General features: G+C 34.7%; 29 protein-coding genes and 1 pseudogene. 8 read left to right on the top strand and 22 right to left on the bottom strand.

What is annotated here, in order from left to right:
* Positions 1-314: 314 nt before the first annotated feature.
* The gene (locus GMB29_RS11700) at positions 315-1,394 is read left to right on the top strand and encodes an isocitrate/isopropylmalate dehydrogenase family protein (protein ID WP_136358674.1); all 1,080 of its coding nucleotides are present in this window, start codon (positions 315-317) and stop codon (positions 1,392-1,394) included.
* Positions 1,395-1,813: 419 nt separating this feature from the next.
* Here GMB29_RS11700 and GMB29_RS11695 read toward each other — a convergent pair whose 3' ends face one another.
* The 9 genes from GMB29_RS11695 to GMB29_RS11655 all read right to left on the bottom strand — a co-directional run bounded on the left by GMB29_RS11695 (position 1,814) and on the right by GMB29_RS11655 (position 10,809).
* On the bottom strand, positions 1,814-3,046 hold the full coding sequence (locus GMB29_RS11695; RefSeq protein WP_136358672.1) for a Bcr/CflA family efflux MFS transporter: 1,233 nt from the start codon (positions 3,044-3,046) through the stop codon (positions 1,814-1,816).
* A 617-nt stretch (positions 3,047-3,663) separates the two neighbouring features.
* Complete coding sequence (glaH, locus tag GMB29_RS11690; RefSeq protein ID WP_136358670.1) at positions 3,664-4,602, bottom strand: glutarate dioxygenase GlaH; 939 nt, start codon at positions 4,600-4,602, stop codon at positions 3,664-3,666.
* A 319-nt stretch (positions 4,603-4,921) separates the two neighbouring features.
* A complete protein-coding gene (locus GMB29_RS11685) occupies positions 4,922-5,263 on the bottom strand; it encodes a DUF3870 domain-containing protein (RefSeq protein WP_136358668.1) in 342 nt (113 codons plus the stop codon).
* Between the two features lie 25 nt (positions 5,264-5,288).
* Positions 5,289-6,503: an L-2-hydroxyglutarate oxidase gene (gene lhgO, locus GMB29_RS11680; protein ID WP_136358666.1), complete on the bottom strand. Its 1,215-nt coding sequence runs from the start codon at positions 6,501-6,503 to the stop codon at positions 5,289-5,291.
* A 28-nt stretch (positions 6,504-6,531) separates the two neighbouring features.
* On the bottom strand, positions 6,532-7,182 hold the full coding sequence (locus GMB29_RS11675; protein WP_136358664.1) for a GntR family transcriptional regulator: 651 nt from the start codon (positions 7,180-7,182) through the stop codon (positions 6,532-6,534).
* Positions 7,183-7,450: 268 nt separating this feature from the next.
* Positions 7,451-7,714 carry a biotin/lipoyl attachment domain-containing protein gene (locus GMB29_RS11670; protein WP_136358662.1) on the bottom strand — a complete coding sequence of 88 codons (264 nt, stop codon included), beginning with the start codon at positions 7,712-7,714 and terminating at the stop codon, positions 7,451-7,453.
* Between the two features lie 445 nt (positions 7,715-8,159).
* Positions 8,160-8,462: an HPr family phosphocarrier protein gene (locus tag GMB29_RS11665; protein ID WP_136358660.1), complete on the bottom strand. Its 303-nt coding sequence runs from the start codon at positions 8,460-8,462 to the stop codon at positions 8,160-8,162.
* 511 nt (positions 8,463-8,973) lie between these two features.
* Positions 8,974-9,288 carry a pyrimidine/purine nucleoside phosphorylase gene (ppnP, locus tag GMB29_RS11660; RefSeq protein ID WP_136358658.1) on the bottom strand — a complete coding sequence of 105 codons (315 nt, stop codon included), beginning with the start codon at positions 9,286-9,288 and terminating at the stop codon, positions 8,974-8,976.
* Positions 9,289-9,549: 261 nt separating this feature from the next.
* Positions 9,550-10,809, bottom strand: a complete 1,260-nt coding sequence (locus GMB29_RS11655) for an MFS transporter (protein ID WP_406600327.1) — start codon at positions 10,807-10,809, stop codon at positions 9,550-9,552.
* A 796-nt stretch (positions 10,810-11,605) separates the two neighbouring features.
* On the opposite strand from GMB29_RS11655, the gene GMB29_RS11650 reads away from it, so the two are divergent.
* Positions 11,606-11,896, top strand: coding sequence for a hypothetical protein (locus tag GMB29_RS11650; RefSeq protein WP_136358656.1), 291 nt, complete (start codon positions 11,606-11,608; stop codon positions 11,894-11,896).
* A 775-nt stretch (positions 11,897-12,671) separates the two neighbouring features.
* On the opposite strand, the gene GMB29_RS11640 is transcribed toward GMB29_RS11650, so the two are convergent.
* A complete protein-coding gene (locus GMB29_RS11640; RefSeq protein WP_136358652.1) occupies positions 12,672-12,935 on the bottom strand; it encodes a hypothetical protein in 264 nt (87 codons plus the stop codon).
* Between the two features lie 270 nt (positions 12,936-13,205).
* On the opposite strand from GMB29_RS11640, the pseudogene GMB29_RS11635 reads away from it, so the two are divergent.
* Positions 13,206-13,634: pseudogene (locus tag GMB29_RS11635) on the top strand (IS110 family transposase); the annotation flags it as partial.
* A gap of 25 nt (positions 13,635-13,659) precedes the next feature.
* Here the strand turns inward: GMB29_RS11635 and GMB29_RS11630 are convergent.
* A complete protein-coding gene (locus tag GMB29_RS11630) occupies positions 13,660-14,031 on the bottom strand; it encodes a DUF2750 domain-containing protein (RefSeq protein WP_168733979.1) in 372 nt (123 codons plus the stop codon).
* A 176-nt stretch (positions 14,032-14,207) separates the two neighbouring features.
* Positions 14,208-14,825: a hypothetical protein gene (locus GMB29_RS11625; RefSeq protein WP_136358647.1), complete on the bottom strand. Its 618-nt coding sequence runs from the start codon at positions 14,823-14,825 to the stop codon at positions 14,208-14,210.
* 404 nt (positions 14,826-15,229) lie between these two features.
* Here GMB29_RS11625 and GMB29_RS27005 point away from each other — a divergent pair, with 404 nt between their 5' ends.
* Positions 15,230-15,397, top strand: coding sequence for a hypothetical protein (locus GMB29_RS27005; protein ID WP_168733978.1), 168 nt, complete (start codon positions 15,230-15,232; stop codon positions 15,395-15,397).
* Between the two features lie 214 nt (positions 15,398-15,611).
* Positions 15,612-15,878 carry an MFS transporter gene (locus tag GMB29_RS11620; protein ID WP_136358645.1) on the top strand — a complete coding sequence of 89 codons (267 nt, stop codon included), beginning with the start codon at positions 15,612-15,614 and terminating at the stop codon, positions 15,876-15,878.
* Positions 15,879-16,637: 759 nt separating this feature from the next.
* Here GMB29_RS11620 and GMB29_RS11615 read toward each other — a convergent pair.
* Positions 16,638-16,943 (bottom strand): DUF5634 family protein, encoded by a 306-nt coding sequence (locus GMB29_RS11615; protein ID WP_136358643.1) that lies wholly within the window; start codon positions 16,941-16,943, stop codon positions 16,638-16,640.
* 406 nt (positions 16,944-17,349) lie between these two features.
* Between GMB29_RS11615 and GMB29_RS11610 the strand changes: the two genes are divergently transcribed.
* Positions 17,350-17,490, top strand: coding sequence for a hypothetical protein (locus tag GMB29_RS11610; RefSeq protein WP_155443887.1), 141 nt, complete (start codon positions 17,350-17,352; stop codon positions 17,488-17,490).
* A gap of 186 nt (positions 17,491-17,676) precedes the next feature.
* Here GMB29_RS11610 and GMB29_RS11605 read toward each other — a convergent pair whose 3' ends face one another.
* Positions 17,677-17,826, bottom strand: coding sequence for a hypothetical protein (locus GMB29_RS11605; RefSeq protein WP_155443886.1), 150 nt, complete (start codon positions 17,824-17,826; stop codon positions 17,677-17,679).
* 265 nt (positions 17,827-18,091) lie between these two features.
* Between GMB29_RS11605 and GMB29_RS11600 the strand changes: the two genes are divergently transcribed.
* On the top strand, positions 18,092-18,331 hold the full coding sequence (locus GMB29_RS11600) for a hypothetical protein (protein WP_196305244.1): 240 nt from the start codon (positions 18,092-18,094) through the stop codon (positions 18,329-18,331).
* Positions 18,332-18,590: 259 nt separating this feature from the next.
* Here GMB29_RS11600 and GMB29_RS11595 read toward each other — a convergent pair whose 3' ends face one another.
* Positions 18,591-19,601, bottom strand: coding sequence for a ketoacyl-ACP synthase III (locus GMB29_RS11595; RefSeq protein ID WP_136358641.1), 1,011 nt, complete (start codon positions 19,599-19,601; stop codon positions 18,591-18,593).
* A 138-nt stretch (positions 19,602-19,739) separates the two neighbouring features.
* Between GMB29_RS11595 and fabZ the strand changes: the two genes are divergently transcribed.
* Entirely contained in the window at positions 19,740-20,177 is a 438-nt protein-coding gene (gene fabZ, locus GMB29_RS11590; protein WP_136358639.1) for a 3-hydroxyacyl-ACP dehydratase FabZ, read from the top strand.
* 616 nt (positions 20,178-20,793) lie between these two features.
* Here fabZ and GMB29_RS11585 read toward each other — a convergent pair.
* From GMB29_RS11585 to GMB29_RS11555, 7 genes are all read right to left on the bottom strand, one after another.
* Complete coding sequence (locus tag GMB29_RS11585; RefSeq protein ID WP_328591454.1) at positions 20,794-21,063, bottom strand: dihydrofolate reductase family protein; 270 nt, start codon at positions 21,061-21,063, stop codon at positions 20,794-20,796.
* Between the two features lie 19 nt (positions 21,064-21,082).
* On the bottom strand, positions 21,083-21,385 hold the full coding sequence (locus GMB29_RS11580; RefSeq protein ID WP_136358635.1) for a hypothetical protein: 303 nt from the start codon (positions 21,383-21,385) through the stop codon (positions 21,083-21,085).
* Between the two features lie 274 nt (positions 21,386-21,659).
* On the bottom strand, positions 21,660-22,031 hold the full coding sequence (locus GMB29_RS11575; RefSeq protein WP_136358633.1) for a DapH/DapD/GlmU-related protein: 372 nt from the start codon (positions 22,029-22,031) through the stop codon (positions 21,660-21,662).
* A 277-nt stretch (positions 22,032-22,308) separates the two neighbouring features.
* Entirely contained in the window at positions 22,309-23,076 is a 768-nt protein-coding gene (locus tag GMB29_RS11570) for an ABC transporter permease (protein WP_136358631.1), read from the bottom strand.
* Positions 23,076-23,999 carry an ABC transporter ATP-binding protein gene (locus GMB29_RS11565; protein WP_136358629.1) on the bottom strand — a complete coding sequence of 308 codons (924 nt, stop codon included), beginning with the start codon at positions 23,997-23,999 and terminating at the stop codon, positions 23,076-23,078. The genes GMB29_RS11570 and GMB29_RS11565 overlap by 1 nt, the downstream gene beginning before the upstream one ends.
* A gap of 15 nt (positions 24,000-24,014) precedes the next feature.
* Positions 24,015-24,329, bottom strand: coding sequence for a DUF1048 domain-containing protein (locus GMB29_RS11560; RefSeq protein ID WP_136358627.1), 315 nt, complete (start codon positions 24,327-24,329; stop codon positions 24,015-24,017).
* On the bottom strand, positions 24,322-24,651 hold the full coding sequence (locus GMB29_RS11555; RefSeq protein ID WP_136358625.1) for a PadR family transcriptional regulator: 330 nt from the start codon (positions 24,649-24,651) through the stop codon (positions 24,322-24,324). The genes GMB29_RS11560 and GMB29_RS11555 overlap by 8 nt, the downstream gene beginning before the upstream one ends.
* Positions 24,652-24,677: the final 26 nt, after the last annotated feature.

Raw genomic sequence — 24,677 nt, 5'->3', positions numbered from 1 at the left:
TTCATTAAGATCACTAAACACGCATGGACCTTCCTGCCTATTAAAATAGTAAGCCTGAATAATACTAGTCACATTATGTTTAGAGTCGTATTTCATTTTGCTCAAGTGACTTTAATTTAAAGCTACGAAGATTTTACATTTTTAAGCAATAGAAGACATTTCGTTCATAAGAAATAGAAAAATTTAATCGCTTTGTATCAAAAAAATATATTTTATTAATTTCTAGTTTTATATTACATTAATCATATAAAGTTCAGATCTTCTAAGAACTCTTGGATTTATTCTCAATTATACAAAGAGAGGAATGTTAAAAAATGACTGTTTATCGTCTTGGTGTACTAGCTGGTGATGGGATTGGCCCGGAAATTGTAAGCGCTACAGTTAATGTATTTAAAGCAGCTGCACATAAAGTGGGAGTTAACATTGAATGGATTGACCTACCTATGGGATGGGAAGGTATCAATAAACACAACGATCCCCTTCCAGAGGTCACCACAAATGCATTAGAAAACACTCATGGTTGGATACTTGGTCCTCATGATTCTGCTGCATACCCACCGGAGCATAAGGTGAAACTTAACCCAAGTGGTGCACTTCGCCATACACTTGATTTATTTGCAAACATTCGTCCAGCTAAGACAATGCCAGGTATTAAGAGCGTTTTTGGGGAAGCTGATTTGGTTATCTTCCGTGAAAATACGGAAGGATTTTACGCAGACCGAAACATGTTTGCCGGTCATGGAGAGTGGCAAATTACAGAGGATGTGGTTGTCACATCAGGTGTGTTTACAAGAAAAGCGGCCGAACGAATTGCTCATGCTGCCTTTAAAATGGCGATGAAGCGCCGTAAAAAGGTAACAATCGTCCATAAGGCAAATGTTCTCCGTTTAAGTACAGGACTGTTTTTAAAGGTGTGTCGTGAAGTAGCCGAACAATATCCTGAAGTTATGGTAGATGATTATCATATCGACGCAATGGCTGCTCACTTAGTCCGTCGTGCAAAAGACTTCGACGTCATCGTAACGGAAAATATGTATGGGGATATTCTTTCTGATTTAGCCGGTGAACTAGTAGGAAGCCTAGGATTGGCACCATCTATCAATTCAAACGAAAAACTGGCTATGGCTCAGGCAGCACATGGTTCTGCACCGGATATTGCAGGTTTAAATATAGGAAATCCAACTGGTATTATGTTGTCAACAGTCATGTTAATGGAATGGCTTGCCGAAAAACATAGTGATAACAAGCTTGAAGAAATCGCTAAATTGGTGGAACAAAGTCTTTACCAATCACTTAAGGACGATGTGAAGACAAAAGACTTAGGTGGTCATGCTTCTACTTCTGAATTCGCAGAGGCTATATCTGAGAGAATCAATCAAGCGGTTCTAAGTTAATATCATAGAACAATTCCCGGATTTATCAAAGGTACAACTTTTGAAAAATCCGGTTTTTTATTTAGGCCATATTTTTCTAAGACTTCCTAAGTAAATGTTTACTTCATTAAAAAACCTCGCTTATTGTCTAAGTCTAAACATCCATGAGAATTCAGCGTAAATGGTTGATATGAGAGAGTTTATTCGTTAACAACCTGGAAACAACCAATAAACAAAATGATTGAAGGGACAGTTAAAACATTATTAGATAAAATGAACGAAAAAAAATGATGTTCCAAGTACGATACAGCTTTCTGGAACTTTAATTGAAAGAAATTCTATTGGCACTGTAAAGTAGTTGATAGAAAAAAGAAGCTGTATTTTTAACAGCTTCTTTTAGACTGTAGACAATCACTCCTACAGTATTGAGTTTGAAAGACTTAGCCTTCCACATTGTTCAACACACTTGCTACTTTATGAATTTTCTTCTTTGTCAATGTAAAGAAAGCAATCGAACCAATGAAGGAAGTACTAAATAAAATAGCTCCCATCGGTACTGCTGTCGACTCATCAATACCAACGAGCGGAGAAACCATGGATCCAAGTAATAACGGGAGCAAACCTAAAACAGCACTTGCACTGCCGGCACGATGTCCTTGTTTTTCCATCGCCAGTGTAAAGGAGCTTGTCAGGATCATTCCCATTGTTGTCATGTAAATAAATATCGGGATGACAAGCGTTGCCAGCGGTCCTTCAATGATCGTCATGATCAGCAGGACAAATGTTGCAGATACGGCAATGATGACGGCATTACGAAGCAAGCGTTTTTCTCCAACGATTCCGCCAAAGCGCCCGATGATAAAACTCCCTGAAATAATCGCAAGACCATTAATCCCAAACAAAATACTAAATACTTGTGGTGACACATCATAAATCCCCTGGTAAACGAAAGGAGTTCCTGATACATAAGCAAAGCTTCCACCGTGAACAAAACCAACGGTCAATGCGTAACCCATAAAGGAACGGTCCTTCATTAGGCTTCCCATTGTACGAACCGATTGTCCGACAGAGCTTGGCATTCGCTTTTCAGGCGGCAATGTTTCCTTTAGACGGAAAGCCACCATTAACACTATAAAAATTCCTAACAAGCTTAAAAAGTAAAAAATCGTATTCCAGTTTGAAGACGGCATGAGCAGGATAGCCCCCCCCGCCATTGGGGCAATCATTGGAGCTGTCGCATTAATGACCATTAAAAGGGCAAAGAATTTTGAAAGCTCTCTTCCGCTAAACACATCACGAACAACTGCCCTTGAAAGAACAATCCCCGCCGACGCTGTGAAGCCTTGTAGGAATCGTGCTGCAACCAATGTCTCAATATTAGGAGCAAGTGCACAAAGAAGAGATGATACCGCAAATAATGAGATTGATACCAGCAATGGTTTCCTTCTCCCTTTCGCATCACTAATCGGCCCAACAACCACCTGACCAACCGCAAGTCCGATCAAGCACGCTGTTAAACTAAGTTGCACAAGTGATGCACGAGTCCCTAAATCATTAGCGATGTCGGGAAAACTAGGTAAATACATATCAATATTAAACGGCCCTAACATTCCGAGTAAACTCAGAAGAAATGCCAAGGCTAATCGCTCTTTTCCTGTTGGATTTTGAAGCATAAAACATAACCACCTTTACTACTAAACTCTTTTTTCCTTCAGACGTAAAAACCTGATTTATCTATCCTACACTTTTAGTCGAAATAAAGAAAGCAATACTTCTTGGCAAAGTATTGCTTCATTTTGTCATTCAATTTAAATTTCTACCAAAATTAAAGGTTGTTGAAAGTGTAGAACTCTTCAAACTCTATGGAGAACCGTCAATAACGTTCACAACCCTTAATACGATTCTATGTTTCTTGGTAATATATACAACATAGAATCAATTAAATAAACTTAAGAACACAAACTCTTTATCAGATAATACTATAGTATATTGATGCTTAAATGTAGATTTCTTTTAATGAATGATACAATCCCAAAAAGATAATAGGTTCCAACAATGAAAAATACAGCTTTATAATAAAAAACCAGTTATACTTCGACCTAAAATTAAGCCGAACGTACAACTGGTTTATGATTTTCATTCCAATCACTTGAAGTACGGTAAACTTGACAGTTTTATATATTCATTTTCCACTTACGAAATGATGTTAATGTTTCTAACCGAAATCATGAAAATAAGTTTGTCTTTTTTCAATCAAACTTATTGTAATAATGTTAGCTTCTCGAATTCATTATTGATTAAATCGTCCCCGTTGGCGAAGCAATTCACGATTCAAGTTAGGATTAACTTCGAATGCAGCGCGGCCATGAAGCCAGAAAATATTATTTACGACTACTAGATCCCCAACTGGGAGTTCAAGTTCGATGACACTATCATCATTTTCCATTGATTGCGAGAGGTCACGAAGATATGTTGCCTCCTCAATTGTTTCAGGATAAACGAATTGATCAATAAAACAAACACCAGGCTTATTATTATAATTAAAGAATGTTAAACGTTGGACTTCTTGATCAACATTTTTACTTGATGGTGCTTTATATGTGAATTTATGGCTTGCTAATGGGTGGTTCGCATACTTATCTAGTTCTTTCCAGTCATCTAGGTGTAATAAACGTGACTCACCACCACGCGCATTTACTTCAACCATTTTCATCATTAATAACCAGTCTGTTGGTTCATCGACAAATGTGCCATCTGTATGAAGTGTAAATAAACGGTAGGCTTGACGTAGATATGAGTCACTATTATCCGTATGGTTAACAGTAAATCGTGCATAATATTTTCCTGACATCGAATCAAAATTTGATGAACCTAATAAATAAGAAATCGCAGTTGAGAAGATGACATATTCATCCGTATCTTGTGTGACACCTTCTAAACCAATTGTAAATCCACCGGACTCACGATCATGAACGATGCTACGAAGAATTTCACCAAACTCTTCGCCAACTTGTTCTAATAGTAAAGATGAAGCAATCAAACGTGCGTATGGCGTATATTCTAAATGCTGGACAGAATAATCTGCTTGTTTCACTGCTTCTAAAAATCCTTCTATTGCCTTTTTAGCTAGGACAATATGATACATACGATTTGTTTGCGGGTGAACTTTCACCTCATACTTCTCAGTTTTAACTTCAAACTTTCCTCTTTGCTTTTCTACAATACCCATAACTAAATTCCTCCCATTTTGTATAAGATAGGTAAATCAAGCAAACAGGAAATATAAAAAGCCAGCTGCACACGTTCCCTACTAAAATAGGGATTCACATGTACAACTGGCTTAAATTCACTTCACTGCTCTATGTAAATAGAGTCACAGCGAATTAGCAGTTATTGTTATTTTACGTTTCCTGTTTCCAAGTATTTATAATGATCCACGAATTTTGAAAGGTTATTTTCCAAAAGGTGGAAATATTAGAAACATTTGATTAATTTAAGTATAGCGCTTACATACTCGTCCGTCAACAAATTTTTTTAAACTTTTATCATTATTTTATCTTATGTTTTTCTTCTGTCTTAATTTGATGGAAATGGATATCAAGATCTTTTAATGCCGCAATAAGAGCATTTGCAGCTTTCCCGCGGTAATAGGTCTCAATCTCTTTGATTGTATCGTCTACTCCGTCTCTTAAACTAGTACCTCTTAATAAACGTCCAATAAAATCGCGGCCGTGTTCTGTTGCTAACGTACAAGAAGCCTCAAGCACAACCCCATACTTTACGTCAACTTCAGCAGTTATTGTTAATGTATCAAAGACACTTTTCGCCGCCATCCCTTGTGGTAGACGGGCATGACCTGCAATAAAAATTGTTTTTCCATTAAACATCATTGTACATCCTCTCAAATGAAATTTACTAAACTAGCAATTTTTCTTTTAAATGAGACTGTTCTGGTATTCTATTAACAACTTCTTTTCCAATTTCAATGGAGGCTGTTGCAGCTGGGGAAGGTGCGTTACATACGTGAATTGTCCGTTTCCCCATAATAATTTGAAAATCATCAACCATATTTCCATCACGTCTTAATGCTTGTGCACGAACTCCTGCAGGTGCCGGAATTAAATCATCTTCCTTGATTTCAGGAATTAACTCCTGAAGGCTTTTCGTAAATTGCTTTTTGCTAAAAGAACGGACATACTCATCTAACCCTTCTTTTGCAAATTTTCCTGCCATCCTCCATAATCCAGGAAAACTTAATGATTCCATTAAGTCTTTTGCACTGAAATCGGTCTTTTTATATCCTTCTCGTTTAAAGCTTAGCACAGCATTTGGACCTGCATCAACTTCTCCACTAATCATTCGGGTAAAATGGACCCCTAAAAACGGGAACTTCGGATTTGGCACGGGGTAAATTAAATGTTTAACGAGATAGCGTTTTTCTGGTATTAATTTAAAATACTCGCCCCTAAATGGCAGGATTTTCATATCTGTCTTATAGCCTGCTGCCGCTGCTACGCGGTCACTATGAAGACCTGCACAATTAATGACCGTACTCGCTTCGATCGACCCGCGATTAGTCTCAAGAGTAACTTGATTTGATTTTTCATGTATTTTTTCTACTTTTGTGTTAAACCGTATCTCCCCGCCATGCTGCCTAATAATCTCAGCAAATTTTTCACTAACTTGTCTGTAATTCACGATACCAGCTTGCGGAACACGAATAGCTCCAAGACCATTAACATGTGGCTCGATTTCTTTTAATTCATCGACACTGATTTTTTGAATAGCCAGTTCATTTTGAAGTCCTCGGTGATATAAGTTATCAAGAAGTGGTAATTCTTCCTTTTTTGTCGCAACAATGACTTTTCCGCAAATATCGTGATCAATCCCATATGTTTTGCAGAATTCGGTCATTGATTTACTTCCTTGTCTTGCAAAACGTGCTTTAAAGCTGCCTGGTTTATAATAAATACCAGAGTGAATGACTCCGCTGTTATGACCTGTTTGATGTTCTGCCACAACAGACTCCTTTTCGATAATCACTACTTTTGCATTCGGAAAACGATTATATAGTGCCATCCCTGTTGATAAACCGACAATTCCTCCACCCACAACTGCAAAATCAAACATGTACAGCTCCCCTTTGTTATTGTTGATTTTAGCTATTTAACATTTCCATATACTGAATTAAATTATTTTTTGTTCGCATAATATGAAATTGCACTGCTGCTTTCAGTTCAGCAGGATCTCCCCGTAATGCTGCTTCATAGATCATTCTATGCTCTTTCTGTGTTTCAGAATAATGGTCAATAAGTAAATTTGGAGCAATTGGTGAAATACCTAGCGTTTCTACCATTTTTTGAACTCTTGGCCATGGACACCCTTTACGCAGTGTTTCATGGAATGATGCATTTAACTGAATATAATGATCATTCATTTCATCTGATAGCCTAAGCTCTTCCATTTGAATCAATATCATTTTTAATTGATTTTTATCCTCATCTGTTAAAAATGGAAGTGATTTTTCAACTGCAAGCCCTTCCAATATTGAGCGCGTGTGATAAATTTCCTCGATATGATCTCTGGTAATCGGTGTAACGATTGCACCTTTATGTGGGACCATTTCAACCAAACCTTCAATCTGGAGTTGAGTAAGCGCCTCACGAATCGGCATTCGACTAACATCCAATCGTTCAGCCCATTCTTCCTGAATAAGACGATCCCCTTTTTTTAACGTCCCATCCAAAATCGCCTTCCTAAGGCTTTTGGTTACATTTTTAACGATTGTTGACTTTTCCTTATTATCCAATACGCCACTCCTTTCCTTAGGATTGGATCCATTATTTAATAATATAACAACTTAACACCATAAAGTCTACATGAAAATAGAAACATTGTATCCAATCATAAAAATAATTGGATACAATGTTTATCGAAAAGGTTTTCTTTACTAATAAAAAACAAAAAGGACAATCACTTCAATTGTGCGAAGTAATTGTCCTTTTAGCATATATAATAAAACTGTCCATTAGAATTATCCGTCATCAGATCACCATTGTCATTTTGTCATTTACTTGTTATTTGTCCGGAATGATGTGTGCCATCACAAATCCAGGCGTAATTTGATCATTTTTACTAACATTTAGTTTGCTAAGAATACCACTAATCCCAACCGTTATTTGTTGAAATGTCCCATTGAGATTCTTAATGATAAACAAAGGCTCCCATTCATCTACTCTTTGATTAGTTCCGATTAGCACTTCTTCAATTGTTCCATACAGCGGGCTCGTTACAATTTCTTGGCTCATCCACTCCTGTGTAATAAGTTCTAGCTTTGTCATATACAAACATCTCCTTTTCTATTTTCCTATTTTTTTATGATTCTTCTACCCTTCCACTCCTTTTTCGTTGATTTTTCGAAAACAAAAACCAGCTATATCATCAAAAGAAAAATGATACAACTGGCTCTATCCCATTTGTAGCTTCCTAATGAAAGACCTATGGGATGTAAAGTTACAAGTGATTAAAAAAGTGCCATGAATACATCATACACCTATATCCTTAATATGTCAATTGAAAATTCTGAATAATCTTTATAATCAAATATCTATCCCTGTAAAAATATGGAGCATGACTTCTTATAGACATGCTCCCTACACATTCATTTTTTTAAAATTGTTATGACTAAATTAACTTTCTTTTACTGCAACATATGATTTATCAACATCATTCTACACAACTGACGTCCAGCGTAATTGAGATTCCTTCAGTTCCATATTTACGTTTTCAATACCATCCTGATCCCCAAAGGGGAAGATTAGACCTAGTAGTCATTTGCTTTTCTATAATAGTAGTTATTTGTTGGATTGTATATTCAGCATCTTTTCCCTGTACACTGATCATAAACATTCCAGTCTTTGAAGGCATTAACAGGCTCAAAACCCCTAAGATGCTCTTAGCATTGATTATTTTATTATCTTTTTCAATATATACCTCACCTTCAAATGAACTACTTAACTGTACTAATTCGATTAATTTTTGTCCTTTAAATCCACCTTTTGGAATGCTAAATACTTTTCTTTTCTCCATGTTTCATTCCTCCTTCAATAGGTTATAAACTCCACAAAATCCATACCAATATTAGAAAAAAGGAACACGACACGTCTTATTACATGATGATTCTTTTATCAGGATCAAATCCTGAAATTGAAAATCATTACATCATTTTTATAAATGTAATATTTAATAAAAATTGGAATGATTTGTATGTCTACAAATGTATCACACTGTTTCGACCGTTGTATATGTTTATGGAAGGGAAAATGACACAGTTTTTTGGTTTGATCATATAAGGGTCCTACAGAAACCTTACCGACAAATTGTGGAAAGTGAACATTTAAAATAGATCTACAAATATCTAGAAAAAATAAAAAAACCTTCCTTCGAAGAAGAAAGGTGGCTTTCCTGACAGTCCTTTTAAAACAGGGCTATGGGTTCACGTTTTAATGTAGTCCGACATAATAAATAATTTTTGTTCGTTCATCATCTTTTTTATCAAACGTATATAAAAATTTCATGTCATCATTTGTGTCTATTGTGTTTATTCCGTAATATATGAACAACAATAATCAACTACTGAGTAAATTTTCAATTGAAACTTTTCTTTGGCAGGAACATAGAAAACACCGGATCCATTAATGACTTTCCAATCTTCCCCCTGTAATTTATATTCTAAATGACCATCTAAAATATCCATTTCTTCTTTTAAATCACTTGAGAATTCATATTCACCAGGTAACATAATGCCTAAAGTCTTTTTCGTTCCGTCTTCAAATAAAACCGTCCGACTCGTTACTTTTCCATCAAAATATGTATTAGCTTTCTTGATAATCGAAACATGATTAAATTGTTCCATAACTCTCATCCTACCTCTCTTTTTATATACTAATAATGTAACATATAAATTTCCCATAATTAAATAAAATTGAAATATTTCGACATTAGAAGCCTTACATCCTTCAAAATTCCACAAAGAGAAATTGATGAATGTTAGGTACAACTCGATTACATAGTACTTATAAAAAAAACAGTCCCTATATTGTCTGATAGGGACTGTACTTTCACAATTAAGTTTCTATTAGCTATTCTTTACAATTAAAAAGTAAATGTGGCAAATTTAAGCGCCTTTAATACTATCATCTTCTGAATTAGGTTTTCCTGCCTCAATTAACACCTTGCTCCCCAACAAGAAAAACCCTTGAATAAACATGAGAATTCCTGTTCCAATTAGTAGCCATTCAATTGGAACAAAATCAGAGATCGGGCCAAATACAAGCATACCGAGCGGCATCATTGAGGTTGAAATCATCCCTAATACACCAAAGACCCTGCCAAGGTAATCCGGCTCAACCTTCTCTTGCAGTAAAACCGTTGAAGGTGTATTAAACATCGGGATGGCAATTCCGATAATCCCCATAAAAATCAAATAAAGCCAAAAAATTGGTATAATCCCAAGGGCAAACGTACAAGCTCCAAAAATAAGGGTTGCCAATGTCATCGTATGAATCTTGTTTTTGTAGCCGCCCCAAGATGAAATCAAAATACCTCCAATGATCATCCCAATTGAAAAAGTGACTTCAATCGCTGTTAACCGCCAAACATCATCACCAAAGCTTCGTGTCACCTGCAGCGGTGTTAAAAAGGCCGCTGGTGCTGATAAGATAAAGAAGCCTGAGAAAAATAAAAAGAATTTCTTAAGAAAAACATGATTCTGAACATAGGCAAAGCCTTTTTGCATATCGCTGAAATAGCTTGTCGTTTGCTCTTGCGAAGCTTTTTCATGCACAGCAATTTTTAAGAAAAACAACAAGATACTAACAGCGATTGCTGCCGTGATCACATCAATAAAGAAAATCGTTTCAAGTGAAGCTGTTGTAAGTAATGCCGCACTAATAATCGGAGCAATCAGCATAATCATCGCTTGAATACTCCCGTTTGCACCATTCACTTTTGTCAGTTGTTCCTCAGGCACAATCTGCGGAAGAATCGCGCCAACAGCAGGTGTTTGAATACCAGTACCAACTGCACGCACAGCTGACATCACAAAAAGAAGCCAAAGATCATCATAGCCGATTAAAAACAAAATCGCTAAAATGAGCGTTGAGACGGCAATCAACGAATCTGCCAGCATAATGAGCATTTTTCGATTGTACCTGTCAGCCCATACCCCAGCAATCGGTGAAAGAATAAACGTGGGTAAAAAGCCACATAGGATTGAGATCGTCATCATCATCCCAGACTGAGTATTTAAGGTAATATACCAAAGAATGGCATACTGAACCAAAGCTGACCCAAAAAGGGAAATCGTCTGACTTCCTAAAAAGAGAATAATATTTTTCTTCCAATGCTGCATTGGATTTTCAATTGTTTGTTGCATGTTATACACGTCCTTATTTCGTTTTTTCGTTTCTAAATCTAAATCATGAGATTAAAAACATTCAGTTTAGAACACATAAAAAAACACAGACAAAATCTGACTGTGTATAAGAGTAAACGGATAAGGACAAATCGCAAGCTGATTATTATTGGCCTTTTAGGAAGAATAGCATTTACTTGATCCATCAACAATAAATCTTCACCAGAATAAGTAATTAAACAAATTCATCGTGAAGAAAAATAGATCAAAAAAATGGACATCCTTTACATTCTATTTTTACAGGCAACAAAAAAAGGAAGCAGACAGACTCGTCCCCTCACTTTTACAAATCCGTAAAATAAAGGTTTCCTTAAAACAGGCAGACCAATCCCATTTACTCTGCACACAAGCAGAGACTTCGAACGTATTCAATTATCTGTTCAAAGCTGGGAATCGAAGTCTCATTGATGCTGTCAAAAGGAAAACCTCCATTTCTTTAAAGTTAGGTTTATTTTACCAGAGAAAAGTAAATTATTCAAGAATAACAACATATATTTCCAAACTATTACATTTCACCTATTAAACTCTTCATTTCCGATTACACATTATCCAATAAAAAGAATTGTGTATACATGAAAAAAACATAAAAACGTGTGAGAAAAATCAATCCATCAAGTTGCTAGTGCCCTAACGCGTACCTTTCTATCCATTTTCAAAATAGCTTATTAACCCCCAAAATATATGCTATACTTCCTACCCTTCAAATAAATTTCTCCATATTAGGAAAGATAATAGGAAAGGAAAGGAGGGATATCGTTTGTCTTATTTATACAACCTTTACAGTATTGATGAAGGGCATTTTGGTATAAGCCATTCTTACCATATTCAATGTGATCTGCCACTACATAAGTTTCGTTCTATTGTGATGGAGTATCGCCGTAATGATGAATTAGGTGATGATATAGAAGGATTCGTCAAATATATGCAAGAAACTTTTCCTAATTCCTTTAAGCTGTTTCATTTTGACGATACCGTACAATTTGATGCAGACCAGGAGAACAGCATGATTCTTGCTAATCTGCTAAATGAAGTAGATCGAACGGTATAGTGAAGGGGTTAAGAGGTACAATCAGATGTAGAGGTTAATCCAATGTGTTTCAAAAACCAGTTCTTAATACTTTTTCGGTTAGATTATTGTGATTTATATTACAAATGTTAAAAAGTATCAAATAATGACGAATATCTCCAGATAAGGATGCCTTGCAATCGGAACATGATTTAGAACTGGGGACAGGATCGAATGATAAACCGACAAAGCAGTCTGAACAAGTGAAACAGACAGAGGAAAATGATAGGTGCATTTTAACTAACTTACTTCTTTAGAAAATTAATTGATAATGGCATAGGAGCGATAATATGTTACATAACAATAAAGACCCTGACAAAATCAGTGGTTCGTCATATAGAGATCCTCATCTAGATAGTTTAAGAAATGTAAATTCAACTGTTTTTAGTAGTGCAAATTTAAGGCGTGTCGCTTTAATGCACATAGCACGTTTACGCTAATAAAGAAGGCAGCCATTTAATGGCTGTCTTCTAGAATTTAAGTTATGCACCCATCAGTTCAATTTGATTTTCATCGATTTCCCTAATATTATATTTACAAAATTGGCTTCGACCCAAGTAATCCTTTGACAGATGTACTTCCAACGTGTTCAACAGATAAAATTAGATCTAATAGAGTTTTTTTCATACCTCTTGTATTGATAAAAAGGCTTTTCCCATTTCTTTTCGTATTTGAATAATTCTTACTTAAATGTATGAATCCTTCTACAACAAACCTGCACCCGTTAGTGAAAAGTAGCGGATTTATAAATTTATTTTCATTTTACTTTAGTAAAAAAGAAACCTGTCCCACTTTCTTGTGGAACAAACCCCTGTTGAGCTGAACTATTTTCCACCATATTTTGCTCTTCTACTGATATAACTCTGTATTGATCTCCATTATTATTGGCTGTTGGTTCATCTTTTACTTTTGATTGTTCAGTTTGTGCAAATACCTTTGGACTTTGCAAGTCTTTCGCTAAACCGATTGATAATGCTAAAGCGCATACAAAACCAATGGTTAAAACTAATTTCCTCTTCATATAAAAACCTCCTAATAGTTTCGGGCTTGTACTAATAACATATTTTACCATAACTAAAACTATGTTACTTTAAAATTTATTTCTTCAACTAAACTGCACCCGTTAGTGCAACAAGAAAAGCTGCCAAAATGACAGCTTCAATCTTAAACTCTTGCACCCGTTAGCATTCCTGTAGAGAGTTAATTATTGACTTTGATAAAAAAAGAGCCCCTCAGTAAGATTGAATATAGACACCACTCTATTCTCAAATCTTAAGGAGGAAACTCTACTATGAAGTATAAAATGCAAGACAAACAAAATCAACTTATCGAAAGAATCTCAGATCGTCATCTCGTTGTCGGAGTTGATATTGCACAACAAGTCCATGTAGCTCGAGCTATAAATTATCGTGGAATTGTGGTTGGTAATCCTCTCTCTTTCGAAAATAATGAAATGGGCTTTACTAGGTTACTAGAATGGATCAACGGATTAAAAGCTTTAAAAAATTTTTATAAAGCTATAGTTGGTATGGAGCCTACCGGACACTTTAATTTATCAAAATGGCTATATGAACAAAACATTGATATTGTAACAGTTAATCCTCACCATGTAAAAAAGAATAAGGAAAACCGAGATAACACCCAATCCAAAAGTGATAAAAAAGACGCTCTCGTCATCGCTGATATGGTTAAGAATGGATACTATGCCTTTATTCGTCCCTTTTATGTGAGGAGCATCTTACTTGCTATAAATTGCGAATCATTTCCTTTATTTCATCACGTTTTTGAATGGTTGTATCGTTTTCATTTGGGAAAATTGCTGTAGCACCTCCGTCATTTTCAATATCAACTAGTAAATCGTCTAAAAAATTCGACATTGGTATGTTGAAAGCTTCGTATGACTCATCTATATTGGCAGCCTCCATTTCAGCAAAGCTTCGACTTGGCCAAACAGGTAGTAAAAAGGGATAGTCTCCATCTTCATCTTCTAATAGTAATAAGTCGCCATTTTCGTCGCGTAGTAACCATACCTGTTCATCCGTTGCAACCATTCCATAAAAATATGCAAGTCGCTTTTCAGCAGGACGGTTTAAAATAAATCGTTTAATTAATTTCATATAAGTCATTCCTTTACGATAATTATTAAAAAATATACCAAGTAAAATAGAAAGTTATTATATTTTTAAGGAGAATTATACCATTTCTTCTTCAAATACACTGCCCCTTTAGTTCAATAAGGATAATGGGATGTCTTCTTAAAGCATCGCACCCATTAGTTCAAGAACAAATAAGTTTATTCATATTCACATTTTGTCGGTTTTACAAAAGCTGGTAAGGTTTCACAAATAGTTTCATAAGTAGAGAAATTTGTGTTATTTGAAAGTACAACAATGCTATGTCCGTCATAGCCTATCCAGAATACGCTCATCGCCTTATCGATTTTTACTACCACTGCTTCGCCAATCTTTCCTTCCCAATTACCTTGCCATTGACGTTCTTCTACCCGAAAAAAATCTTTATTTGTTGACCAAGTAACTAAGTCATTACCACTGCCAATAGAAATAAAAATTGGAAAAATCTCACGATATTGATTTACATTTTGAATTTCAGTAACGGATACGGACAAATTTGGATTATTAGATAAATATTTATAATCGATATTCCATTTCTGACATAACTCCTGATATTCTTCTTTCCAGTATGAAGGAATTTCGGCACAAAAATATATAGGAAACGCTTTAATACTTTCCATCCAAAAAGGTACAAAATTTACATCACATTCGGGCAGATAAAATCCGTCTATTGAAAATACATATAAAGGTTTTCCCTCGATGGCAAACGGAAAATGACCACCAGCATCAGGTTGAGAACTATAATAATATTTAGGAAAATATCCAATTTCAACTTCCATCTTGGTTTACCTCCGTCTATTCATATTATTCCTAATTATACACTGAAGGTTGTATTGAAATGTTTATTTAACCGTTTCCTTCTTAAACAGAACTGCACCGTTACTTTAAGTACATTTATTCAATCTTTAACGCAATTTCAACATAAATATCCAATAGGAAATCACCTCTAAGCTTTATAAAGAGGTGATTGTTAGCAACACTTTATTATAAACTATCGATCTTTTTTAAAATGATCAATCTTTTTTATAAATTATCAAACTTTTTTCAGGCTACACTAATGACTTTTTTGATATGTAAATTCTAAGATTTGTGAGCATCAAGAATTTTTAAAAATAATCATTGGTATTTTCCTGATACTTGAGCATATTAAAAACAATTATATTTAAAGGAGATGACATACATAATGACACATCAAGGAATGCAAAACAAAGATCAAACAAGAGAACAAATTGAGAAACAGGATAAAAAAAATGATGTTGAATTAGGGGGTGAGTTCCAAATTGGAAACTCAGGTCCACAAAGCCAAAAAAAGAGTGGACTTCAAATGAATAAACAACCTGGATCTTTATAAGATCGTCTTCCGAAGGGTTCCGAATGAGGTATAGCTTTATAATAAAGTTTGATCAAAAATATCATATGGACCCTGCATTTTACGGCAAATCAAAAGAATCCATTTTGAAAAAGTTTGATCAAAATTGGATTCTTTACTTTATCATTTTGAATGTAATTTTAATAAAAAAGTTTAATCATTATTTTGCTATTTGTCAGGGGAAACAATTAGTTTAATGTTATTTGTATACGGTGGAGCAAGTTTAATTGCTAATATTTTAGCAGGAAGGTCTCTTGTTAAAAATGAAAATAGATTTGTTGTGTCATTCCCGATTTCGTTAGGAATTGTTTATTTCATTTTATTCTTAATGGGACAGTTCACTATACAAATGGCTTTCATTATTTTCTTTTGGGGAATATTAGCGGGAATGGCAAATAATATCAGTCAATATTGGATTACATCTGTCCAGAAGCACCAGATTTCGCCAATGGACTGTTTTTAACTTCTGGTCAATTAGGAGTAACAATCGGTATAACCGTTAGTGGGATAGTTATAACAAGTCTGAGAATAAACTATGTGATATTTGTAGGGATACTAGCGTCTTTATTTAGCTTAGTCTTTATTTTAATTAGAATTAATTACACACATAATTCTAAAAAGCAACAGATAACTTAGGATCCGTTTATTCTCGCATATTAAAACTTGAATTAAATACCGTTCAGTTTGAACAATTATATTTATCTAAAAAGGCTAGTTATTATTTCTAGCCTTTTTTATGTATCTTTGTGAAAAATTGTACTTAAACTAACGCTCGTTACTTTAAGTACAAACCTTGACAATCTCTATTTATTTAAACATAAACATCCAATTTAACTACCTAGTGTTATTCAATTATCTGGCTCTTTAATGGAATAACTTTATTATCACTTAACAGATTCTTAATCCACAAGAAAAACCGAAATCTCTTCTTTATAGAGATAGGAAATTCCGGTTCATCTTTTTTATAAACAGTTAAACTTTTTTCAAAACGGTACGACTTTTTTATAAACAGTCCAACTTTATTTCAAAGCCATATATTATCTTTAAATAAGTTGGATACGGATGGTTAAACAAATTTGTTTCAAAAGAGGTGCAACAAATAGGATGGCAAGGCCAGCGAACGACGAGCAGCAAACATTGGGATTGTACAACTTACACGTTTAAAAATTTGTAGGTGAAGCGGTTTTCTTATGCCCTTCACCAAAGTAATTCTAAGTAAGCGTTAGTATATTTCGCGGAATACATGATCTAGATCTTCAAATTCTTTAAGATCTTTTTCCAGTGGATTGTCTGATTCTACCGTCCACTTACTATCAATTGGGGCTAACCCGCCATCATTATTTTTTTGAAAAGGCAGATGAATATGATGGGTTTTGCCTTCTTTTCGCGTTGTATATCCAAGATAGTAGCGATCGTCTTGTCCTTCTTCTTCAAAAATACCGATATCTTCAATTCCATACTTATTTAAATATGGTTGAAAGGATTGCTGTAATTCATTCATAATTTGTTCGCGAGATAGATAATCCACTAAAATTCTCCCTTCCAAATGGTTCTTTCCTTAATATGTCATACTTTCGTTCATTTAAACCCTGTTTTCTTCATAGAATAAAAGCGTTTTGCACTAAGCGTAAAATGACAAAGGACGAGGTTAAAAATATAGTTGTTTAATTTTTGATGTAAGATACTTCTCTATACTAAAAAATATAACAATAAAGTCGTTTTAAAATCTAAGTTTTATTCAAAAAATTGGCCCTTTAACGGAAAAACTCTATGTCACTTAACAGTTCCTTAATCTACCTTTCAATTCAAATGTTCTGTCCTTTTCACTAAATAAAACGTAATCGACAGAAGAAAATTAAGTTTAACCCACCATGGAAAAATTACCTGTCATTGGAGATAAATTTTTACCAATCCTATTAATGGAGGTGGTAATCATGACAAATCAAAATCCTATTGAGTATACTGGGAAGGTTCTAGATCAACGAAATGACCTTACTGGACCTGACGATTCAGGCAAGGCATTATATATAAAACGCCCCAAGCATGTATCGATCCAGGAGCCTAAACAAAAATAGATCAGACTCTGACCCCCAAGCGGTGATGCATTTTCCAAATGGGGGTCAGCTTACATAGACATAAGAACGTTTAGTCTTTTACATTTATTTCCTCTTGAACTAAACTGCTTTTTTAGTTGAATAACAAAAAAGCCAGCAATATCAGCTAGCTCCGCTAGTATTACAATCCACTTGTTGAAGAAACGCCTAATCTTCCATAAAAATTCGTGCGTAGTATTCCGTCTCTTCATCTAATTTATTGTCTTTTCTCAATTCCTCTATCGTTTCTTTACGGTCATCTTCAATCACTTGGAAACTTCCTGAAACATTTGGTGTTTTCCCTTTGTTTTTATCCATACTTTCACTCCTGCATTTCATCTTATTTATATGACGGTATTCATTTCCCTTTTCATTTTGTGTTTAATTTATCACTTATATTCGAATGACACTAATTGTTTCTTCTTAAGCTAACCTGCACAGTTAGTTCAACAAGACAGGCCATAAAAACGCTCCTTAAAACAAGAGAGATTGACATAAAACCCGTTATCATAAATAGTCTTTTAGCATAAATGATGATTTTTATGTACAAAACATAAGAGAATAAAATCATGGGAGGATTAAGATGAACCACGAACTGGATTATGATCGTGACTATGACAACGAAGACGAATTATCTAAGAAGTCACTAAAACAAATCTTACAAATGTCTTTAGAAAGAGAAAATGAAATGATGAAAACATACTTGATCACGGCTGAACGCATTCATGACAATGAAGATCTACAAAACCGATTGCGAAATTTTGCTGAAGGCAATGCTAAACGTTCTCGACAATTAATGGATGAATTAAAAGATAATGTATAGTATATTCACTTTAATTAATACAATGAGGTATTATCTATCGGTACTGAAAAAGGATCTTCGGCTTGGAAGATCCTTTTAGCTGCTTATTCAATTAAAGTTACCCGATAGTTTAAGTACAATTCTTCACAATTCTTGTAGCCATATTTGGAGGTTAAGAAAATTTGGGGTTCACAATCTTTCTAGAGGACAAAATTTTCGTCCTAAAATATTCTTCTTCATAGAAAATTGAACAGTATTAAGTTCCTTTATTCTTTAAACATTACAACGGTGTAGGAGTATTAATTTGTTCATCAAAATTTAATTCTAAAAGTTGTCCAGCGTGAACCAAACCAGATCCAAAACCGTACATAAGAACTCGATCTCCATTTTTGACTTTTCCCTCACGGATTCCAAGGTCAAGAGCTAAAGGAATTGTTGCAGCAGAGGTATTTCCAAAGTTGACTAAGCTATAAAGGGTTTTTTCCATCGGGTATTCTAATTTTTCGCAAATTGGCTCTATCAACCTTAAGTTAGCACTATGAGGTATAAAACAATCAACTTGATCTAAACTCGTTTGCGTTTTTTCTAAAATCTGTCTTATACGATCAGGAACATTTCTTACAACCCATCGAAAAACTTCTCTACCATTTTGTACAAGATATTGAGTATCGATTAACTCAATCCCATTGACCTTTTTTGATAGTCCAGGACGATATACATGTTGTGCTCCTCTCCCATCACTTCCTAGGTGAAATCCAATGAAATTTTTTGAGTGTTCCTCCCTTTCAACTAATACCGCACCAGCACCATCACCAAATAAAATACATGTACTTCTATCGGTATAATCCGTAATTTTTGAAAGTGTGTCTGCTCCAATAACTAGTACCTTTTTGTGGAGTCCAGAAGAAATTAGACAGTGTGCTGTATGCAATGCATATACAAATCCTGCACACGCTGCACTTAAATCTATGGCACCTGTTTGGGATATATTTAATTGGTCCTGTATTATACTTGAGACAGATGGGAATGGAAAATCTGGTGTGCTAGTTGCCACAATAATCATATCTACATCATCGACTTTTTTATTATATCTATGCATTAAATCTTTAACAGCAGATACACATAAATCACTGGTAAATTCATCGGGACGAGATATTCTACGTTCATGAATTCCTGTTCTTTGAATAATCCACTCATTATTTGTTTCGACCATTTGCTCAAGCTCAACATTTGTTAATTTTTTTTCAGGTACATAGGTACCTATTGCTGTAATTCTTGCTTTTGACCTCATTTGTTTGTCCCCTTTACTATTTTAATATCTGGTTTTATAATTTAATATTAGTACTAGGTGCTAATTAATGTCAATCATTTAAATTGAAAATAATGGTAATTAAATTCCTACTTGTGAAAGTATAAAGGAGCGAGATTCATGTTTAATACACAACAAATTAAAGAAATAATTCCACATCGTTACCCCTTTTTATTAATTGATCGTATTCTTGAAATAGAGGAAGGAAAACGCGCGGTCGGAATCAAAAATGTTACTGCTAATGAGGAATTCTTTAATGGTCACTTTCCTGATTATCCAATAATGCCGGGCGTTCTAATTGTAGAAGCGTTAGCACAAGTAAGTGCAGTTATTATGTTAATGAAAGATGAAAACCGAGGAAAGATTGGGTTGTTTGCTGGTATTGACCGTTGCCGTTTTAAGAAACAAGTCCACCCTGGAGATCAGTTACGTTTTGAAGTAGAAATAACAAGAGTTCGTGGTTTAATCGCAAAAGCCAATGCTGTTGCAACAGTAGATGGAGAAATCGCTTGTGAAGCAGAAGTTACATTCGCTCTTTACGACAATAAAAAAGCCTAAAGATTTGTAATAATTTGCACCCCTTATCGTAGATGTCGAAAGCCTTCTCTTTGGGCAACACGGCTTTTAGGGGTGATTTTTATTTTAAAAAAGGACAAAAGTTTTAATCCTTTTTCTCTTCTACATACAATAACTTACTTAATATGATTTATGCCCTATGTTGAACACTTTTATAGCCTATGCTTTGCCTTAATTATCGTAACTCCTTCAGTTTCACTATTTTTAAACGATTTACTTTTCCAAATACCACTATTATTCACCAGATTTACAAGCAAACTGTAGCATTTGAACAAAGATTGATTAAAAAGTTCTCTTCTATCCTTAATTTAACAGCAAATTAAAAACGTCACACTTCACAAACTCATTAATTCTGTTTAAAATAAAACTGCGCCTTTTAGATTAAGACGTTTTGGAGTACCTAAATAAGAAAAAGTATATATAAAAACAAATATAAAAGCAGTGGATTTCACAATTGAAATCGCACTGCTTTTAGCATATATCTGATGATTAATCATGTTTTGTTACATACTTCAACCATAGCCCACCATCATCCAGTTTTTCGACTTCTTTTAAGAAGAAATTTACTGGTTTCGGTTTGTTTAGGTAAGAACTCGTTTCAAATAGTGTCACAGAGTTTAGATGCCCCATCAGCTATTGGGACTAAAACCAGGCTCAATTCATCAATTAATCCTTCATTCAAAAAGGAGCCATTTAAAAAGCCTCCACCTTCTAGCATTAGTTTATCAATTGAAAATAGATTTTTTAGCTTTTCCACCACGACAGTAAAATTTAATCGTTCTTTACCTCCGAAAATATAAGAAATACCTAGATTTTGCAAATACATTAGGTAAGCATCAGAAACTTGCTCTGTAAGGACTTCTACTATGTGGTCCTCCGACCTATACTCATTCCACGGTGCAACCTGAATTTTCTGTCCATCCTAGTTTTCCAGAAGGGTCTACTGCTACGGCATAACTTTTAGCATCTTTATTTGCAACGTAATCAGTCCTAGGGATATGTGGAATGTCTTCGTGTTTTAAATCTAATTTATTTCCGAAAGTAAAGTGTTCCTCCATCATAATCCTTCCACACATCCAAACTTTACACCCGTAACGTCCATGAATTTTTTCGTATTGGTCTGCAAAATCAGCTGCTCGTTCCACTTTCAAATAATCACCAATGATTTTCCCATCCAATGAAGTTGCCATGTGGCAAATAATATATGGGTCTTTCCAAAGTTACAACCCCTTTAAACAATAAAATACTGTCCCAAAAGTGTGTAAATGTGGCAGTTAAAGATAAAATTAACCTACTTGAACGGTTGGTCGAATAATCATTTCATTGATAGCAACATCTGAAGTTTCTCAATGGCAAAAGCTATTACACGAGTATTACTGTTCGCATCGATTTCCACTTTGTAAAATTTATCCAAACCTGCTGTCATCAATGGATATGAAGTTCATGTAAAAATCACTTTAAATTTTAATTATTAATTTCTTTTACGAGTTTTGCTGGCACTCCTGCAACAACGGTATTTTTCGGGACATCCTTAGTGACAACTGCTCCTGCCGCAACAACTGAGTTGTCACCAATCGTTACACCAGGTAGTATTGTTGCGTTTGATCCAATCCATACATTCTTGCCAATTATAACTGGAGAGGGGTATGTTATGTTTCTTGTTTCTATAGATAACCCATGATTAAGTGTAGCAATCGTGACATTCATACCGATCATTGAACCGTCTCCAATACTAATACCACCTCTGTCTTGGAATGAACACCCTATGTTAAAAAACACGTTTTTTCCAATAGTGATATTTTTACCAAAGTCTGTATAAAATGGCGGAAAACACATAAAAGAAGAATCAACTTTAGTACCTGTCAGTTCACTAAATATCTCTACAATTTCTTCTCTTGAATGATAGGAAGCAAGAGATACCGAGCTTATTGCACAATCCCGCCTGATTGCTGAATAAATTTTTGCATTTCATACAGGATTTTTGATTAAGCTTTTTTAAAAAGGTTCAACTTTTTTAAACCGGTATAACTTTCTTGAAAACAGTACATCTATTTTATAACCGGTACGACTTTAATTCATATTCACAAAAATTTAAATAAATATTAGTAATTACTTATACTTTCTTATAAACTTTCATTCCAAAAATATATGAAATCATTATGATTAATACCATCCACCCAATTGAAACCCATAAATCATTTCCAGCAGCATGTGAATTAAATAAATTTCTAATTACTTGAATAATTGGCGTCATTGGTTGATTTTCTGCGAAGAGACGAACTACCTTTGGCATTCCATCGACAGGAACAAATGCGGAACTGACAAAAAGCATCATCAGCAAGATGTAAGAGAAGGAACTGGCTCCTTCAATACTTCCGGCAGCCAACGCAAAAGGTACTGAAAGCCATGTTAATGTAAGAGAAAAAAGAATAATCAAAAACCCTACAAGAAGCCATTCAGAAAATGTCGCATTACTTCTAAATCCAGCTAGAAATCCTACTATTAAAACTGCAATAATAGAAACTAACATAAAGATAACAGAAGCTAAAACGTGACCACCTATTACGGATGATTTTGATATAGGCATTGACTTAAATCTGTCAAACATCCCTGATGTTTTATCTAGGTTAATTCGTAATGAAGTATAAGCTGATCCGCTGGCAATCGTCATTAATAAGATTCCAGGAAGCACATAATTAATATAATCCTCTTGAGACACTCCTTGAATTTGGATGGCTCCTCCAAATATATAAACCATTCCTAATAACATCATAACTGGCATAGCAATAACAGTAATAAGCGTGTCGATACTTCGCATATTATGTTTAATAATTCTATTGGCAAGTGCTACTGTATCTCCAAAACTTTGTATGATTTGCATTATTTTCTTCCTTTCGTAAGCGTAATAAATACATCATCAAGGGTTGGGGTTATCATTTTGAAGGTCTTGAGTTCAATATTTTCAGTTATGAGAGCATTTAATACGTTTAAAGATGTTGTTATCTCATCTGTTAAATCAATGGAAATCTCACAATCTTCTTTTTTTACAGGAGAATATGATTCTAATAGTTTTAAAGCTTTATCGGCATCTTGATTTCGATAAAATACAAGTAGTAATTTATCTGATCCAGCAATACGTTTCATTTCATCTGGGGTCCCGCTTGCAACAATTTTCCCTTCACGTAAAAAACCTATTTGATCGGCTAAATAATCTGCTTCCTCTAAATATTGGGTCGTTAAGAAAATTGTTTTCCCTTGCGACTTCATTTCTTTAATCGTATCCCAAAGATCCTGCCTGCTTTTAGGATCCAATCCTGTGGTAGGTTCATCTAGAAAAATGAATTCTGGATTCCCAACTAAACTCATTGCTAAGTCAAGACGGCGTCGCATTCCTCCTGAATAAGTTGAAGCAGCTTTATCTTTGGCTTCTGTCAGATCAAACTTATCTAAAAGGCTTTCTGCTACTTTTTTAGGGTTGTGTTCATGGCGCAGTTTTGCAATCAAATGAAGGTTTTCATATCCAGTAAGTACACCGTCAACTGTGGTATTCTGTGAACTAAAACTAAATAGCCTTTGTACCGCCATGGGATTGTCAGCAACATTAATATCATGAATGGTCACCATGCCGCCATCACTATTAAGTAACCCCGTAACAATTTTTAAAAGGGTACTTTTCCCAGCACCATTCGCCCCTAATAAGGCATAAATGGAACCTTGCTTCACAGTGATATTGACATCATTTAAAACCTCGTTCCCTTTAAAACCCTTTTTTACATTTTTGATTTCAAGGACAGTCGAATTCATGGCTCGCTCGCTCCTTTATTTAATAGAATCTCTTAATTTCTTTCTTAATTTGTCAATCCATGTTTCTTCTGGAAACTCGGCTAGGAATGAGTCTGCAAATTCTGCTATATCATTTCCTACTACATCTCGTACGCTTAATCCATCACTGGCACTATTCTCGAACATCTCTAAAATATTCTTTAAAAGCTCAAACATGCCTGATCCCTTAGCAAAGTTCCACATATAATTTTCAATTGCTTTCATAGCTTTTTTGTATTCTTCAGGTAATTCATTCACTCTTTTTTGATATGCACGAAATTCCCGTTTTTCTTGAATCATCTTTTTAAACATTTCTTTGCTCCTTTATTTCATTCATTTTTTCTTCTAAAAATGACCAGCGTTGCCAAAAATCATTTAATTCTTGTTCTCCTTTAGCATTTAGTGTGTAGAATTTTCTCGCGGGCCCAAGCTCAGATTTTTTCTTCTCAATCTCCACGAGCCCTTTTTTCTCTATTCGAACAAGAATGGTATAGACAGTTCCTTCCACAATATCATCAAAGCCTAACTCATTTAGATATCTAGTTATTTCATACCCATAGGTTTCACCTATTTGAATCTTTTGAAGTACTACTCCTTCAAGAACTCCCTTAAGCATTTCAGTTAAGTCCTTCATATATCCTCCTTACAATCTACTTAGCA

Source organism: Metabacillus sediminilitoris (assembly GCF_009720625.1).
Lineage (GTDB): Bacteria > Bacillota > Bacilli > Bacillales > Bacillaceae > Metabacillus > Metabacillus sediminilitoris.
This window is presented reverse-complemented; position numbering and strand designations above follow the sequence as displayed.